Here is a 13206-nt window from a genome sequence, read left to right as displayed (position 1 = left end):
GTCCGGCCCGTCACCCGGCCGCGGCGGCCTCACCGGACGGCACCGCCGCGGCCGCCGTCTCGCGGATGACCTGCGCCACCGCGGCCGGGTCGTCGCTCATCGGGACGTGGCCGCAGCCCGGGAGGGCCACGTGGCGGGCCTCCGGGAGCGCGGCGCGGGCGGCCTCGGCCTGGACCGGGAGCAGGATGCGGTCGCGGTCGCCCCAGGCCACCGTCACCGGGACCGGGAGGGTGGTGGCCGTGAACGCGTACGTGTGGCCGTGGCGGGCCACCCGCGCGAAGCCCTTGCCGCCGCGCAGGGCCAGGGTGTCGGACAGGGCCCGCTCGGTGGTCAGCCGGGACGGGTGGGTCACCAGCCAGCCGAACGAGAATGCCTTGCCGAACGCCGTGCGGTAGAACAGGCGCAGCACCGGGGCCGGGGTGAACGAGCCGAAGCGGTGGCCGCGCAGGACCGCCAGGGCGCGGCGGACCTGGGCCGGGGTCGCGAAGCCGGCCGGGGACAGGGCCGTGGCCGAGCGGACCAGGCCGGCCGCGGCGAGCTCCAGGGCGATCGCGCCGCCGAGGCTGTTGCCGGCGACGTGCGGGCGGTCCAGGCCCTGCTCGGCGAAGAACTCCGACAGTGCCGTCACGGCACTGGGCATGCCGAGGTCGTGCTGCGGTACCGGCGAACGGCCGAACCCCGGCAGGTCCACCGCGACGACGTCGTAGTGCTGCGCCAGCGCGGGGATCACGGGCTCCCACGCGCGCCAGTGGTGGCCGATGCCGTGGACGAGGACGAGCGGCTCGCCGGCGCCGGAGCGTTCGAAGTGGACGGTCATGCGGGGACCTCCTCGTAGGCGCGCGCGTCGAAGCGGCGCATGCGCTGGCGGAAGCGCCAGGTCGAGCCGGGCCACAGGGTGGAGTTGCGGCCGGTCGCGTCCAGGTACCAGCTCTGGCAGCCGCCCGTCGCCCAGACCGTGGACGCCATCCGGTGGTCGAGGCGCTCGAGGTACCGCCGCTGCACCTCGGGACGCGGCTCGACGCTCGCCAGCCCGCGGGCGCGCATGCGGTCCAGGGCCGCCATGATGTAGTTGAGCTGCGACTCGATCATCAGCACCACGGAGTTGTGGCCGAGGCCGGTATTCGGGCCGAGCAGCAGGAACAGGTTGGGGAAGCCGGCGACGGTGGTGCCGCGGTACGCCTTGGGGCTGCCCTGCCACACCTCGGCGAGCGACCGGCCGTCGCGGCCCCGGATCCGCTCGGCGATCGGCAGGTCGGTGACGTGGAAGCCGGTGCCGAACACGATCACGTCGGCCGGGTGCTCGGTGCCGTCGCGGGTGACGACGCCGTGCGGGCGGACCTCGGCGATCGGGTCGGTGACCAGGTCGACGTTGTCGCGCGTCAGGGCCGGGTAGTACGTGTTCGACTTGAGGACCCGCTTGCAGCCCAGCGCGTAGCCGGGGGTGAGCTTCGCGCGCAGGGCCGGGTCGCGCACCGCCCGGCGCAGGTTCAGCAGGGCGAGCCGCTGCGCGTACCGCATGACCCACGGGCGCAGGAAGCCGACGACGGTCGCCTCGACCTGCCAATACACGATCGTGCGCATGACGCGCTGGGCGCCGGGGATCCGGCGGTACATCCAGTGCTCCCACGGCCGCCGAGGGCGCTCGTGACGCGGGATCACCCAGGCGGGGGTCCGCTGGAAGAGCGACAGCCGGCCGACGACGGGCTGGATCGCCGGCACGATCTGGATCGAGGACGCACCCGTGCCGATCACGGCGACCCGCTTGCCGGCGAGGTCGAGGTCGTGGTTCCAGCGCGCCGAGTGGAACGTCGCGCCCTGGAAGGTCTCCAGGCCCGCGAGCTTCGGCACGATCGGCTCGTTGAGCGGCCCGCCGGCCGAGACGAGCACGTCGGCGGTCCACACGCCGCGGGACGTCTCGATCCGCCACCGCCGCGCCGTGCCGTCCCAGGACGCCTGTCGTACCTCGGTGCCGAAGCGGATGCTCGGGCGCAGGTCGTGGTGGTCGGCGACGCGGCGCAGGTAGTCCCAGATCTCCGGCTGCGGCGAGTACGTGTTGCTCCACGCCGGGTTCAGCGCGAACGAGAACGAGTAGACGTGGGACGGCACGTCGCAGGCGCAGCCCGGGTAGCCGTTGTCGCGCCAGGTGCCGCCCAGGTCGTCGGCCCGCTCGAAGACGACGAAGTCGTGGTGGCCGTGCTGCTTGAGCCGGATGGCGGCGCCCAGGCCACCGAACCCCGCCCCGACGACGGCGACGCGGACGTGCATGCGGCCCCCTTGGTACTAGACGGTACCAAGGGACGTTACCACCGGGTAGCTTGCCGGCGGAAGGGCTCCCTCGTGCCGTGCGGGAGCCCTTCGCGGTGCCGTTACAGGCCGAGCAGGCGGTCGAGGAAGTCGCGGTACCGCCGGACCGCGGCGCGCAGCCGCTCGGTGTCGTCGCCCTCGCCCTGCCAGGCGGTGAGCCGCTGGCGCTGCTCCTCCAGGCCGGCGGTGAGGGCGGTGACGGCCTCGGCGACCAGCTGGTCGGCCTCGCCGGCCACGGAGCGGGGGTCGTCGATGAAGCGGAGCTGGAGCTCGCGCCAGCGCTCGCGGAGGCCGTCCGCGGCGCCGTCGGCCCAGAAGGCGGCGAGCGGCTCCGGCTCGACCGCGCCCGGCCGCAGCTCCTCGGCCACCCCGGGCTCTGCGGCCTCCTCCTCCGCGGCCTCCTCCTCCGCGGCCTCCTCCTCCGCGGCGGCCTCACTGTCGGCCACCTCCGTCTCGGCATCGGCCTCACCGTCGGTCACGTCCGCTTCGGCTTCGGCTTCTGCTTCGGGGTCGGTCTCGGCGAGCGTGTCGGCGTCGGTGTGGGCGGGGGGCTCGGTGTCGATCGAGCCGGCGCGGAGCTGGGTGGCGTGCCCGGCCGCCCAGGCGCGGTCCTCGGCGTCGTCGCGGGCCCGGTCGTCCACGGGCTGGACGTCGAGGTCGCTGACGTCGGTGGGGCCGGAGTGCCCGGACTCCCACCGGCGGTCGTCGGTGGCCTCGGCCCCCTCCTCGGTGCGCTCCTCCTCGGCCTTCTCCTCGGCCTTCTCCTCGGCGCGGTCCGCGGCGACGTCCTCGTCCACGCGGTCGCCGATCGCGTCCCGGCCGTGGTGGTCGGCGAGCACGTCGTCGTCCTCGGCCTCGCGCACGTCCTCCTCGGCGAGGGCGTCGTCGCGGTCCACGACCTCGGCATCGGGGTCGTCGCGGCCGGACTCGGAGGTACCGGAGACATAGGTGCCGGCCGGATAGGTCTGCTCCCGATCGGGGTCGGCGTCCACCCCGTCGGCGTCGGCCGCGTGGGCGGTGCCGACGGCCGGCTCGTCGCGGTCGTCGTGCTCGGCCCGCCGGGGTTCGGGGACGTACGTCTCGTCGAGCGACCCGCGCTGTTCCTGCTGCATCGCAAGCGTCCTTTCCCGGCCCTACGACCGGCTGCTGGTGTCGTGGGGCACGTCGTCGGACGCCCGCTGTGCGGGGACGTCGGTGGTGTCGGTGGTGTCGATGCGCGCGGGGGTCGCGCCGGTGGTCCCGGTGGTCCCGGTGCTCTCGGCGGTCTCGGCGGTCTCGGCGGTCTCGGTGCTCCCGGCGGTTTCGGTGCCGAGGAGCTCGGCGAAGAGCGTCCGGTAGTGCACCACGGCCTGGCGGAGCTGCTCGGTGGTCGCCTCGCCACGCTCGCTGAGCCCGCTGATCTCGTGGGCGTCGCGGTAGTGGCCGAGCGTGCGCGCGTGCTCGACGGAGAGGGTGGCGACCTGCTCGTCGTAGTCGCCGGTCGGGTAGCCGCGCTCGGCGATCAGGTCGGTGACCAGCGCGTCCGCGTCGCGGACCGCGCCGGCCGGGTCGTCCAGGAAGCGGGCCTGGATCTCCTCCCAGGACGCCGCGTACCGGGCACGCGCCGCGGGGTCGAGCTCGCGCAGCTCCAGGGTGGCGTGGCGGCGTTCCCGCTCGCGCAGTTCACGTTCGGCGGCGAGGCGGCTGTCGCCCTCGGCGACGGCCCGGTCGTACTCGGGACCGAACCGCTGCTGCAGGGCGCGCCGCCGGGTGACGAACCAGATACCGTAGCCGAGCGCGGCGATCACCAGGAGCACGATGATCGTGAGCAGAACTTGGGTGGCTGTCATGGCGGTCCTCCTTCAATGGAGGTATTCCCGCCGATGACCGGCCCTCAAACGGAACGACCGATGTCACGGCCCCACGAGGTGGTTGAGGAAGTCGCGGTACCCGTGGACGGCCGCCCGCAGCTGCTCGGTGTCGTCGCGGCCGGACGCCCGCCAGGTGCTCAGCTGGTCCTTGCGCGCGTTCAGCGACGCCGTCACCCCGGCGAGCGCGTCGTCGATGAGGCGCTCGGCCTCCCCGGCCGCGGTCTGCGGGTCGTCGACGAACCGCATCTGGAGCTCCTGCCAGCGGGTCCGGACCTCGTACGCGTGCCCCTCGGTGGTGAGCGGCGCGGTGACCGAGTACCCGCCGCCGGACTGCGCCCCGTACCCGGGCTGCGGCGTCGACGTGCCGTAGCCGCCGCCGCTGTTGTACGCGGGCACCGACGACATCGGCGCCCCGGGCATCGGCTGGCCGTACCCGCTCGCGGCGGCCGGCATCCCGGTGCCGGGCATGCCGGGCATGTTCTGGACCCCGCCGGGGGGCATCCCGCCCGGCATCCCGCCCGGCATGCCTCCGGGCATACCTCCGGGCATGCCGGGCATCCCCGGCTGGGCTAGCCCGGCGGGCGCCGCGGTGGGCGGGACGCCGGGGGCCGCCTGGAGCCCGGCCGTGGCCGCCTGGGCCGGTGGACGCGGAGCCGGCGGCGCCGACCCGCCGACCTCGGCGTCCTCTTCCTCCTCCTTGCCGCCACGCAGCAGGATCCACCCACCTACCGCGAGGGCGATCACCACCAGCCCGATCGTGATGGTCGTTGAGTTCATCTGGTCGGCTCCTTACAGGCTCAGGATGCGGTCGAGGAACTCGCGGTAGTCGCGCAGCGAGGCGCGCAGGTTCTCGGTGTCGAGGCCGCGGGCGGCCCGCTGCTGGTGCAGCTGGCTGCGGCGGGCGTCGAGGGAGGCGGACAGGGCGCTGACCGCCTCCTGCACCAGCCGCTCGGCCTCCCCGGCGACGAGGTGCGGGTCGTCGAGGAAGCGCATCTGCAGCTCCTGCCACCGCCCGCGGATGCGCTGGCGGTCGTTGTCGTTCCACAGGGCTGCGAGCGCGGTCACGGAGCCGGAACCGTTGTTCGACCGGTAGGTCGAGCCGGAGGCCGAGGGCGGAGGCATTGCCTCCGCCGAGTCACCGGCGGCGCCACGGTATGCGATCCCGCTGGTTGGCACACCACTGGCCGGGGACACTGCCGGAGCTTCGTCAGCCTGGGGCGCCAGTTCGTCGCCTTCAGGTTGCATGCGCGCGATCCTTTCGTTCTCGGGCGAAGCCCGGCCCGGCCGAACCGGGCACCGGTGCAGGACGGGCCTACCCGGTCTGAGGCGCGCCACACTCGCCGCGGCCGCCCGGCCCCTGGGACGGGTGCCCCGCACGCGGTGCACCACGGAATCCACTGTGGACACGACGGTCCCGGCCGGCCGGCGGCGCGAGCGCACGAACAGGCGCAGCAGCGTGCCGATGAGCAGGGCTATCCCGATACAGGCGACCGCCAGCGACATCGCGCACCCCCCTTCGGACCAGCCCCAGCCTTACCCCGATCGGCGCGTCCGGAGCCCGCGCGGCCGGTGCTCACCCCCGTTCCCACCCAGAGGTGACCACCACACCCCCCGCCGCCCCCTCACCCCGCCCCGGCCCCCCCGCGATCTTGGAGTCGTGGTCCCGGAAATATCGGATATACCGCGATAAACACGGGACCACACTTCCAAGATCGCGGGGGCGAGCGGGGCCACACGGGCGAGAGGGCCCGAGCGGGGGCGCGAGCGCGGAGGGAAGCGGCGGGCCGCAGGGGCGCAGGCGCGACGACGGGCACGCACGACAGGGCGCGGGCGCGGCGGGCGCTCGGGGCGGAGGTGCCCGTTGGGGGTGCGGGCGTGACACGGCGTCGGCGCGACAGGCCAGCCCGCCCCGGCGGGGGCGGGCGGGCGGCGGGTGGGGTCAGGCGGGTGGGGCGAAGAAGACGTTCTGCGACAGGCCCGCCCTCGGGATGTCGGTGTTGTCGGCGATCACGTCGCCGAGGTTGCGGCGGTAGTCCAGGCCGTACGCGCGGCGGATGAACGTCAGGCCCGGGTCGTTGCGGTAGAAGAACCGGTCGCCGTCGCGCAGGGTCTGGAACTGCCGGGTCCAGATGGCCAGCTGGAGCTCGCCGAACTCGGTGCCGGGCACGTGCGGCTCGCTCACCATCCCGACGAAGGCGTCGACCTTGTCCACCGAGCCGTACACCGCCTTGAGCCGGGCGGCCAGCGCCGTGCGGCGGGTCGCCCGGGTGACCGAGGTCTCGGCCGCCTCCGAGGTGGGGGCGATCCGCTTGCCCTCGACGTCGAACAGGGCGGTGAAGTCCAGGCTGTTCGGGTCGTCGATCTCCTTGCCCGCGGTCAGGGTGGGGTCGCGCGGGAAGGCCTCCGTCGACTCGCCGGTGATCGCCCGGAACGAGCGGCGGGGCTGCAGGCCGTAGGCGCGGCGCAGGTCGTTGTAGCTCGGCATGCCGTGGTCGCGGCCGCGCAGCACGTCGACCGCGCCGAGGTCCACGACGCTGGTGAAGCAGTCGGGCAGCTCGGCGCCGTCGAGGCAGCGCGGGTTGCCGGGGGCCGGGATCTGGAACAGCACGCTGCGGAGCTGGTTGTCGATCTGCTCGTCGTTGCGGTACTCCGACTCCCCGCCGATGCCCTGCAGCAGCGGGCCGAGCTGCACCGCCGGTACGAGATCCGGGTTGAAATAGGCGACGTTCAGCGGCACGGCCAGCTCGACCTCGTCGCCGTCGACGGTGACCTCGACGCCCTGTTTCTGGAAGGCCTCCAGCTGGGCCGTCGGGTACCGGTCGGCGTCCGACGACATCTCGAGCTCGCCGTGGATCATGCTGTGGGCGCGGTACCCGACGGTGGCGAACTCGTTCGAGAGCGTCGCGTCGACGTCGGAGTCGTACCCGCGGTACTGCGGCAGCCGCACGCCCATCGCGGGCAGGAACTGCTCGTAGGTGATGTACTGCTGCTCGGCGATGACGACCCGCCGGGCGATCTGGAACTTCTGCTCGGCGGTCAGGTTGGCCGGCAGCCTGTCGACGATCCGGTTGTGCTCCCGGGCGAAGAGGGTCTGCACCGCGGTGAGCCCGATGTTCTCGTTGGCCCGCACGTCCCCGGCGACCATCGCCGTGCCGGGCCGGCCGCGCAGCAGCCCGTCGATCGACATCGTCGGCGCGCTGCCCGCGTCGCCCCGGCTGTCCCGCCGCGGCAGGTAGCCGCCCGGCAGCAGCAGGTGCGGGCCGTTGTTGGCCAGGTTCCCGTCGACCGGCCCCTCCCGCAGCCACTCGAGGCGCGCGTCGGTGCCGCCGTACACGGCCCAGGCGTCGACGTACGAGCTGACGAGGTTGGTCTGCTGGCGGACCCCGCCGCCGGGGGCCGCGTTGGAGCGGTTGAACGGGATCATCCCGAGCGTGTTCGAGAACGTCTCCAGCGGGTCGGCGGCGTTGAACACGATGTTGGCCGCCGCGCCCGGCGGCGGCTGCTCGTCGGGCGGCGCGTCGCGCAGCCCGACGGTGTGGTCGACGAACTGGCCCCAGACGAAGCCCCACTGGCTGACCCGCCGGTCGTTGAACACGTTCTGGTGCGAGTCGTTGAACACGCGGTTACTGATCCAGCGCACGTTCGGTCCCTGGACCATCGCGCCGCGGCCGTCCGCGTAGACCGCGGGCGCCACCCGGCTGTACGGCTTGCCCGAGCGCCCCCAGTCGGAGTGCGCCCGGTTGTTCCCGGACCCGTCGAGGCTCTGCACCTCGAACGCGAGGCCGCTCCCCCGGCCGGGTGGCCGGCGGCGGTCGGCGGTCCGTTCGGCGGCGAGGGCCGTGCCCCCGGCCACCACCACCGCGATCGCTACGAGCGGTATGAGCTTGCCGACGCGATGACCCATGACTCCTCCACAGGTGCATCCGCCTCGCCGAGACACATGCTTCGCCGTGGAGTGGTGGCGGTCAATGAAAGCCGCCTCAAGTCTGTCTTAAGGCCGGCCTCACGGCTGGAACCGGTACCCCATGCCGGGCTCGGTGATGAGATGCCGGGGCTGCGCGGGGTCGTCCTCCAGCTTGTGCCGCAGCTGGGTCATGTACTGCCGCAGGTACTGGGTCTGCTTGAGGTACGTCGGACCCCACACCTCCTGCAGGATCTGGCGCTGGCTGACCAGCTTGCCGGGGTTGCGGGCCAGCAGCTCGAGCAGCTGCCACTCGGTCTTGGTGAGGCGGACCCCGCCGCTGACGCTCCGTGCGGCGAAGTCGACCTCGAAGCGGCCGACTTGCACGGCTTGCAAGTCGTCTTCAGGTGCGAGCCGGCGGGTGACCGCCCGGACCCGGGCGAGCAGCTCGTCGATGCTGAACGGCTTGGTCACGTAGTCGTCGGCACCGGCGTCGAGCGCCTCGACCTTGTCCCGCGAGTCGGCCCGGCCGGACAGCACCAGGATCGGCACCGGCGACCAGGAGCGCAGCTTGCGGATCACCTCGACGCCCTCGACGTCGGGCAGCCCCAGGTCGAGAATGACCAGGTCAGGGCGGGCCTGCTGGGCCTGGCGAAGGGCCTCGGTCCCGTCGGCGGCGAGCACCACCTCGTACTGCCGGGCGACCAGGTTGATCCGCAACGCCCGCAGGATCTGCGGCTCGTCGTCCACGACAAGGATCTTGCTCATGTCGACACCTTAGTGACGCCGGACACCCTTGAAGGACTTCGCAAGCCGACCGCAAGTGCTCGCCAAGTGGCGGGCGGCAGAGTGCTCACCATGACGAACATGACCTCGATCTGGGCCGGCCCGACCTTCACCTCGACGACCGTTTCAGCCGCGAACTTGGACCAGCGCAAAAGCGCCGCTGGTACGCCATGACGCGGGCAGGCTTCGCTCGGCGCCCGCGCCCAGCCCGACGACCACGTCCGACTTCACCGTCCGCAGCGCCGCGACCGCGCCCGGAAAGTATCCGGTGAGCTCCTCGAACGGCGTGGTCACCGGCCAGTGACGGTCCCCGACGAGGCGGCGGTAGTTGAGATCACCCTTGAGGATGGTCAGCTCCGCCGCCGCGAACCGGCTTGCAAGGTCTTGCGGCACGTCGTGGAAGGTGAGCGGCGCACAGTAGAACCTGTCGGCGTGCAGGGACAGCGAGCCGTCCCGCAGCGCCGCCCGCAGCCGCTGCCCCACCGCGCTGCGCGGCGGGAACCGCCGCAGCTCGTCGAGGACGTCGGCGGGCAGCGCGTCCGACACGAAGTACGGCGCCGGCTTGACGTGCAGCTCGACCCGCCCCGCGCGCCCGGTGCGCAGCAGGAAGTCGATGAGCACCAGGTCGGGCAGCAGCTCCCGGCCGGCGTTGTCGGCCACCAGGCAGACCGTGCCGCCGCCGCGCAGCAGCCCCCACAGCGCCTTGGTGTCGTCGGCGACCAGCTCGTCGACCCGGTGCGAGCCGCCGGACACCAGCCGGAAGCCCAGGTCGGCCCGGTTCCCCCACAGCGCCGCCGCCGTCAGCGCGGCGGCTTGGTCGTCCTCTTGCAAGTCTTGCAAGGCGTCGAGCTCGGCCAGCTCCGCCGCCCCCGGCAGGTCCGCCGCCTTCTGCGGCCCGAACGGGTCGATCCCCCGCCACGGACCGGGCCCGTAGTAGCCGGTCGCGTCGAGCAGCCGCCGGTAGAAGAAGTTCTCCGCCCACAGGAACGGCACGTCGTACCACGACCGCCCGTACATCCCCGCACCCCACCGGGCCCAGTCGGCGGCGTCGTGCGCGGTGGCGGGCAGCGGCTCGATGACGGGCTCTTGCAAGAGCCGTTCAAGCTCATCTCGTACCGCCGGTGCGTACGGGATCCCGTCGAGCACGCGGGCGACGATCGCCGGGTGGCGCTCGCGCAGGACGGACTCCGGGAACGACCCGGGCACGTTGCTGAGGATCGCGGGTGGCTCGACGGGCATGGGGGAAGTATCGCCCGTAGAATCGGCGCATGTCCGAGGAGTTGTTCTACACCCTCATCGCCGTCGGCGCCCTGCTGCTGATCGGCGTGCTGGTGGTGGCCATCGTCCTCGCGATCCGGGTCTGGAAGACCGGCAAGTATCTGCAGGCCATGGGGGCCGGCGGCAAGGTCGCGTTCTGGGGCGCGATCATCTACACGATCTTCCCGGTCGACCTGTTGCCCGACCCGATCTACCTCGACGACGTCGGCGTCCTCGGCGCCGCCCTGCTGTACCTGACCCGCCTGGCCGTCAAGACCCGCCAGCAGCGCCAGCAGCAGGGCCGCCCGCCGCTGCCCCCGCAGTTATCGCGCCGCCCGCCGCAGAAGACCCGCTGACCGGCGGGTTGCGCGGGCCCCACCGCCCGGCGACGGCACTGCCGGCCAGGGTGGCGACCACGAGGGTGATCCACAGTCGACCGGCCCCGGCGTCGAGCAGCCACAGCAGCAGCACCGGCGCGACGGCGTTGGCGATCCCGGTCGACAGCTGCCACCGGGCCAGCTCGGCCCCGAGCCGGGCCGGGTCGGCCGCCGCCGTGACCAGCGCCGTCCCGCTGCCTGCGTAGAGGATCTCCCCCAGCGTGTAGAGCACCGCCCAGGCGGCGAGCACGCCGGCGGACGACGACGCCCAGAACCCGGCGTACGACACGGCGAGCAGCACCCCGCTCCACGCGAAGACGGCCCGCCGCGACCGCCCGGCGAGCGCGGCGACGAGCGGCACCTGCAGGGCGACGACGAGCACAGTGTTCCCGGCGAACAGCACGGCGGACCACGCCCCACCGGCCCGCAGGTGCTCGGTGAGCACGACGGGCAAGGCGACTTCGAGCACGGCAAAGCACAGCGCGAGCGGCAGGTTGGCCCCGTTGAGCACCCAGAGCCCGGCACGCCCGGCCGCCCTCCCGCGCGCCACGCCCACCTCCCCCGCGGCCTTCCCCTCGCGCTGATCTTGGAGTTGTGGTTCCCGAATGACCCGGGAATGACCAGTTTTGTGAGGAGCCACAACTCCAAGATCGGCGCGGCGGAGAGCAGCGGCGCGGAGGGACGGCGCGCGCATCGACGCGACCAGCGCGGCGGCCAGCAGGTACGTGACGCCGGTCAGGGCGGCCAGGGGGCGCAGCAGCGCCGGGCCGGCCACCACCGCGGCCGCGGCCAGCAGGGCACCGACGCCCAGGCCGGCGTTGCGCAGCGCGCGGGCGGCGGCCAGCGGGGTGTCGGCGGCGCCCGGGGCCAGGGCCGTGACCAGGGCGGCGTGGGCCGGCGGCCAGCACTGGTTGCCGAGGCCGAGCAGCACGGCGGCGGCCAGGAACGGCCAGAAGCCGCCCGCCGGGAGCAGCACGGCGACGCCGGCCGCGCGGACCAGCAGGGTCGCGACCACGGGGGCCGTGCGGGCGCCCGTGTCGATCCAGCGGCCCACCAGCGGAACCACCGCCAGGCCCGCCAGCAGGCCGGCCGACAGCGCCAGCCCGGTGTCCGGCACGTCCAGCCGCAGGAGGCTCACGCCGTACAACACCAGAAACGGCCGCAGCAGGCCGGAACCCGTCGCGTCCACCGCCAGCGCCACCGCGTAGCGCGCCCCGAAACCGCCGAATCGCATGCCGTGCAGCCTGGGCCGCCCGGCCCGCCGCGGGCACGCCGATTGACGGACCGCGTCAACTCACCGCGGGAGCGCGGCGAGCGCTGGCACGATGAAGGGCGTGACGCTCACCATCGACATCACCTCGCTGCCGGCCGAGCGCATCGCGTTCGCGGTGTCGCCCCTCGCGGAGCTGACGTCGATGCTGCACGTGCTGGCCGAGCCCGGGCACCACCCGGCGCTGTCGGGGTGGGCCACGGCGACGCTCGCCGGGCTCAAGCCGGCGCTCGCCGACCGGCTGCTGGAGGCGGAGTTCCTGTGGCGCTCGTCGCGGGCCGACTTCCTGGTGCCCGGGCGGCCCGGGCCGGACCTGGCGGCCGAGCTCGACGCCGTCGACCGGCTGAGCGACGAGGCGTACGTCGCCGCGGCGCTGGTGACGACCTGCGGCTCGTCGCGGCTGTCGTTCCGGCGGGCGTCGCCGCTGACCGACCCGGCCGCCGCCGACCGGGCCCTCGAACTGGCGCAGGCGCGCGGGCCGCGGCAGGCCGCGTTCGCCGAGCGGCTGCTCGCCGACCCGCCGGTGGTCCGGGCCGCGGTGCGGGAGCTCCTCGAAGCGTGCGCGGACGCGTTCTTCGACGACGCCTGGCGGCAGGTCGAGCACCGTCTCGCCGCCGACGCGCGGCACAAGAGCGAGCTGCACGCCCGCCGCGGCCTGGCCGCCGCGCTGGCCGCCGTCTCCCCCGCGGTCACGCTCGACGGGACGCGCATCCTGCTCGACAAGCTGCAGGACAACCACACGAGCGCGGAGGGTGACGGGGTCACGTTCATCCCGTCGGTGTACGGCCGGCCGCACCTGCTGACGGTGCACGCGCCCGGCTGGCGGCCCGTGGTGCAGTACCCGGCGGCCGACCGGCACGACGCCGCCCCGCTCCCCCTCGACCTGCTCCGCCGGCGGCTCGACGCGCTCAACCACCCGGTGCGACTGCGGCTGTGCCGGACCCTGGCCCGCGGCCCGCACACCACCGGCGAGCTCGCCGGCGCCTGGGAGCTGACCGCGCCCGAGGTGTCCCGCCACCTGGCCGTCCTCAAGCGGGCCGGGCTGATCACGACGGTCCGGAGCGGCCGTTACGTGCGGCACAGCCTCGACGTCACGGCGACCGCCACGCTCGGCGCCGACCTGCTCGCGTCCCTGCTGCGGTGACCCCTTGACAGCGGTACATCGCTTGCCGTCAAATTCACAGGAAACTTTACAGTTTCAGTGGAGGACGCCGTGCAACGTCCCGCCCTGCTCGCCTCCGCGGTGGTCGCCGTCACCGCCGCCGCCGGAATCGCCTGGGTCGCCACCGCCGCTCCCGCGGTCGCGGCCGTGGTGAACCTCCAGGATGTCGTCCCCGCCCCGGTGTCGGCCCAGCCCGCGGCCGGCGTGACCTACACGCTGCCGTCGAACGCCGCGATCCAGACCGCAGCCGGCGCAGCCGACGTCGGCAACTACCTCGCCGGCATCCTCCGCCCGTCGAC

Annotated in this window: 12 protein-coding genes and 1 pseudogene; 3 read left to right on the top strand and 10 right to left on the bottom strand. The window is 73.8% G+C overall.

Translation table 11 applies throughout. The features are described from left to right. Nucleotides 1-10 precede the first annotated feature (10 nt). The 9 genes from ABZS66_RS34630 to ABZS66_RS34590 all read right to left on the bottom strand — a co-directional run bounded on the left by ABZS66_RS34630 (nucleotide 11) and on the right by ABZS66_RS34590 (nucleotide 10080). On the bottom strand, nucleotides 11-817 hold the full coding sequence (locus ABZS66_RS34630) for an alpha/beta fold hydrolase (RefSeq protein ID WP_354765183.1): 807 nt from the start codon (nucleotides 815-817) through the stop codon (nucleotides 11-13). Further along, nucleotides 814-2265, bottom strand: a complete 1452-nt coding sequence (locus ABZS66_RS34625; RefSeq protein ID WP_354765182.1) for an NAD(P)/FAD-dependent oxidoreductase — start codon at nucleotides 2263-2265, stop codon at nucleotides 814-816. The genes ABZS66_RS34630 and ABZS66_RS34625 overlap by 4 nt, the downstream gene beginning before the upstream one ends. 101 nt (nucleotides 2266-2366) lie before the next feature. Next, nucleotides 2367-3416 carry a hypothetical protein gene (locus tag ABZS66_RS34620; RefSeq protein ID WP_354765180.1) on the bottom strand — a complete coding sequence of 350 codons (1050 nt, stop codon included), beginning with the start codon at nucleotides 3414-3416 and terminating at the stop codon, nucleotides 2367-2369. A gap of 21 nt (nucleotides 3417-3437) precedes the next feature. Next, nucleotides 3438-4133, bottom strand: a complete 696-nt coding sequence (locus tag ABZS66_RS34615; RefSeq protein ID WP_354765178.1) for a hypothetical protein — start codon at nucleotides 4131-4133, stop codon at nucleotides 3438-3440. Between the two features lie 63 nt (nucleotides 4134-4196). Continuing rightward, nucleotides 4197-4931, bottom strand: coding sequence for a hypothetical protein (locus ABZS66_RS34610; protein WP_354765176.1), 735 nt, complete (start codon nucleotides 4929-4931; stop codon nucleotides 4197-4199). A gap of 12 nt (nucleotides 4932-4943) precedes the next feature. Then, nucleotides 4944-5219 (bottom strand): hypothetical protein, encoded by a 276-nt coding sequence (locus ABZS66_RS34605; protein ID WP_354765174.1) that lies wholly within the window; start codon nucleotides 5217-5219, stop codon nucleotides 4944-4946. Between the two features lie 874 nt (nucleotides 5220-6093). Continuing rightward, the gene (locus ABZS66_RS34600) at nucleotides 6094-8058 is read right to left on the bottom strand and encodes a peroxidase family protein (protein WP_354765172.1); all 1965 of its coding nucleotides are present in this window, start codon (nucleotides 8056-8058) and stop codon (nucleotides 6094-6096) included. A 99-nt stretch (nucleotides 8059-8157) separates the two neighbouring features. After that, nucleotides 8158-8823 (bottom strand): response regulator, encoded by a 666-nt coding sequence (locus ABZS66_RS34595; protein WP_354765170.1) that lies wholly within the window; start codon nucleotides 8821-8823, stop codon nucleotides 8158-8160. Between the two features lie 144 nt (nucleotides 8824-8967). Beyond that, entirely contained in the window at nucleotides 8968-10080 is a 1113-nt protein-coding gene (locus tag ABZS66_RS34590) for a damage-control phosphatase ARMT1 family protein (RefSeq protein WP_354765168.1), read from the bottom strand. 29 nt (nucleotides 10081-10109) lie between these two features. Between ABZS66_RS34590 and ABZS66_RS34585 the strand changes: the two genes are divergently transcribed. Further along, nucleotides 10110-10454, top strand: coding sequence for a YkvA family protein (locus ABZS66_RS34585; RefSeq protein WP_354765166.1), 345 nt, complete (start codon nucleotides 10110-10112; stop codon nucleotides 10452-10454). On the opposite strand, the gene ABZS66_RS34580 is transcribed toward ABZS66_RS34585, so the two are convergent. Next, nucleotides 10369-11709, bottom strand: a complete 1341-nt coding sequence (locus ABZS66_RS34580; RefSeq protein WP_354765164.1) for an MFS transporter — start codon at nucleotides 11707-11709, stop codon at nucleotides 10369-10371. The genes ABZS66_RS34585 and ABZS66_RS34580 overlap by 86 nt on opposite strands. Nucleotides 11710-11809: 100 nt before the next feature. Here ABZS66_RS34580 and ABZS66_RS34575 point away from each other — a divergent pair, with 100 nt between their 5' ends. Both ABZS66_RS34575 and ABZS66_RS34570 read left to right on the top strand, forming a co-directional pair. After that, nucleotides 11810-12889 carry a DUF5937 family protein gene (locus ABZS66_RS34575; RefSeq protein ID WP_354765162.1) on the top strand — a complete coding sequence of 360 codons (1080 nt, stop codon included), beginning with the start codon at nucleotides 11810-11812 and terminating at the stop codon, nucleotides 12887-12889. Between the two features lie 69 nt (nucleotides 12890-12958). Continuing rightward, nucleotides 12959-13206: pseudogene (locus ABZS66_RS34570) on the top strand (hypothetical protein); the annotation flags it as partial.

Source organism: Dactylosporangium sp. NPDC005572 (genome assembly GCF_040605515.1).
Taxonomy (GTDB): domain Bacteria; phylum Actinomycetota; class Actinomycetes; order Mycobacteriales; family Micromonosporaceae; genus Dactylosporangium.
The sequence above is the reverse complement of the archived record's forward strand: the minus strand, read 5'-3'. Positions and strand labels throughout refer to the sequence as shown.

Coding starts and splice junctions, on each gene's coding strand:
- ABZS66_RS34630 (WP_354765183.1), bottom strand. CDS start 817: ATGACCGTCCACTTCGAACGCTCCGGCGCCGGCGAGCCGCTCGTCCTC.
- ABZS66_RS34600 (WP_354765172.1), bottom strand. CDS start 8,058: ATGGGTCATCGCGTCGGCAAGCTCATACCGCTCGTAGCGATCGCGGTG.
- ABZS66_RS34595 (WP_354765170.1), bottom strand. CDS start 8,823: ATGAGCAAGATCCTTGTCGTGGACGACGAGCCGCAGATCCTGCGGGCG.
- ABZS66_RS34580 (WP_354765164.1), bottom strand. CDS start 11,709: ATGCGATTCGGCGGTTTCGGGGCGCGCTACGCGGTGGCGCTGGCGGTG.
- ABZS66_RS34590 (WP_354765168.1), bottom strand. CDS start 10,080: ATGCCCGTCGAGCCACCCGCGATCCTCAGCAACGTGCCCGGGTCGTTC.
- ABZS66_RS34610 (WP_354765176.1), bottom strand. CDS start 4,931: ATGAACTCAACGACCATCACGATCGGGCTGGTGGTGATCGCCCTCGCG.
- ABZS66_RS34625 (WP_354765182.1), bottom strand. CDS start 2,265: ATGCACGTCCGCGTCGCCGTCGTCGGGGCGGGGTTCGGTGGCCTGGGC.
- ABZS66_RS34615 (WP_354765178.1), bottom strand. CDS start 4,133: ATGACAGCCACCCAAGTTCTGCTCACGATCATCGTGCTCCTGGTGATC.
- ABZS66_RS34620 (WP_354765180.1), bottom strand. CDS start 3,416: ATGCAGCAGGAACAGCGCGGGTCGCTCGACGAGACGTACGTCCCCGAA.
- ABZS66_RS34585 (WP_354765166.1), top strand. CDS start 10,110: ATGTCCGAGGAGTTGTTCTACACCCTCATCGCCGTCGGCGCCCTGCTG.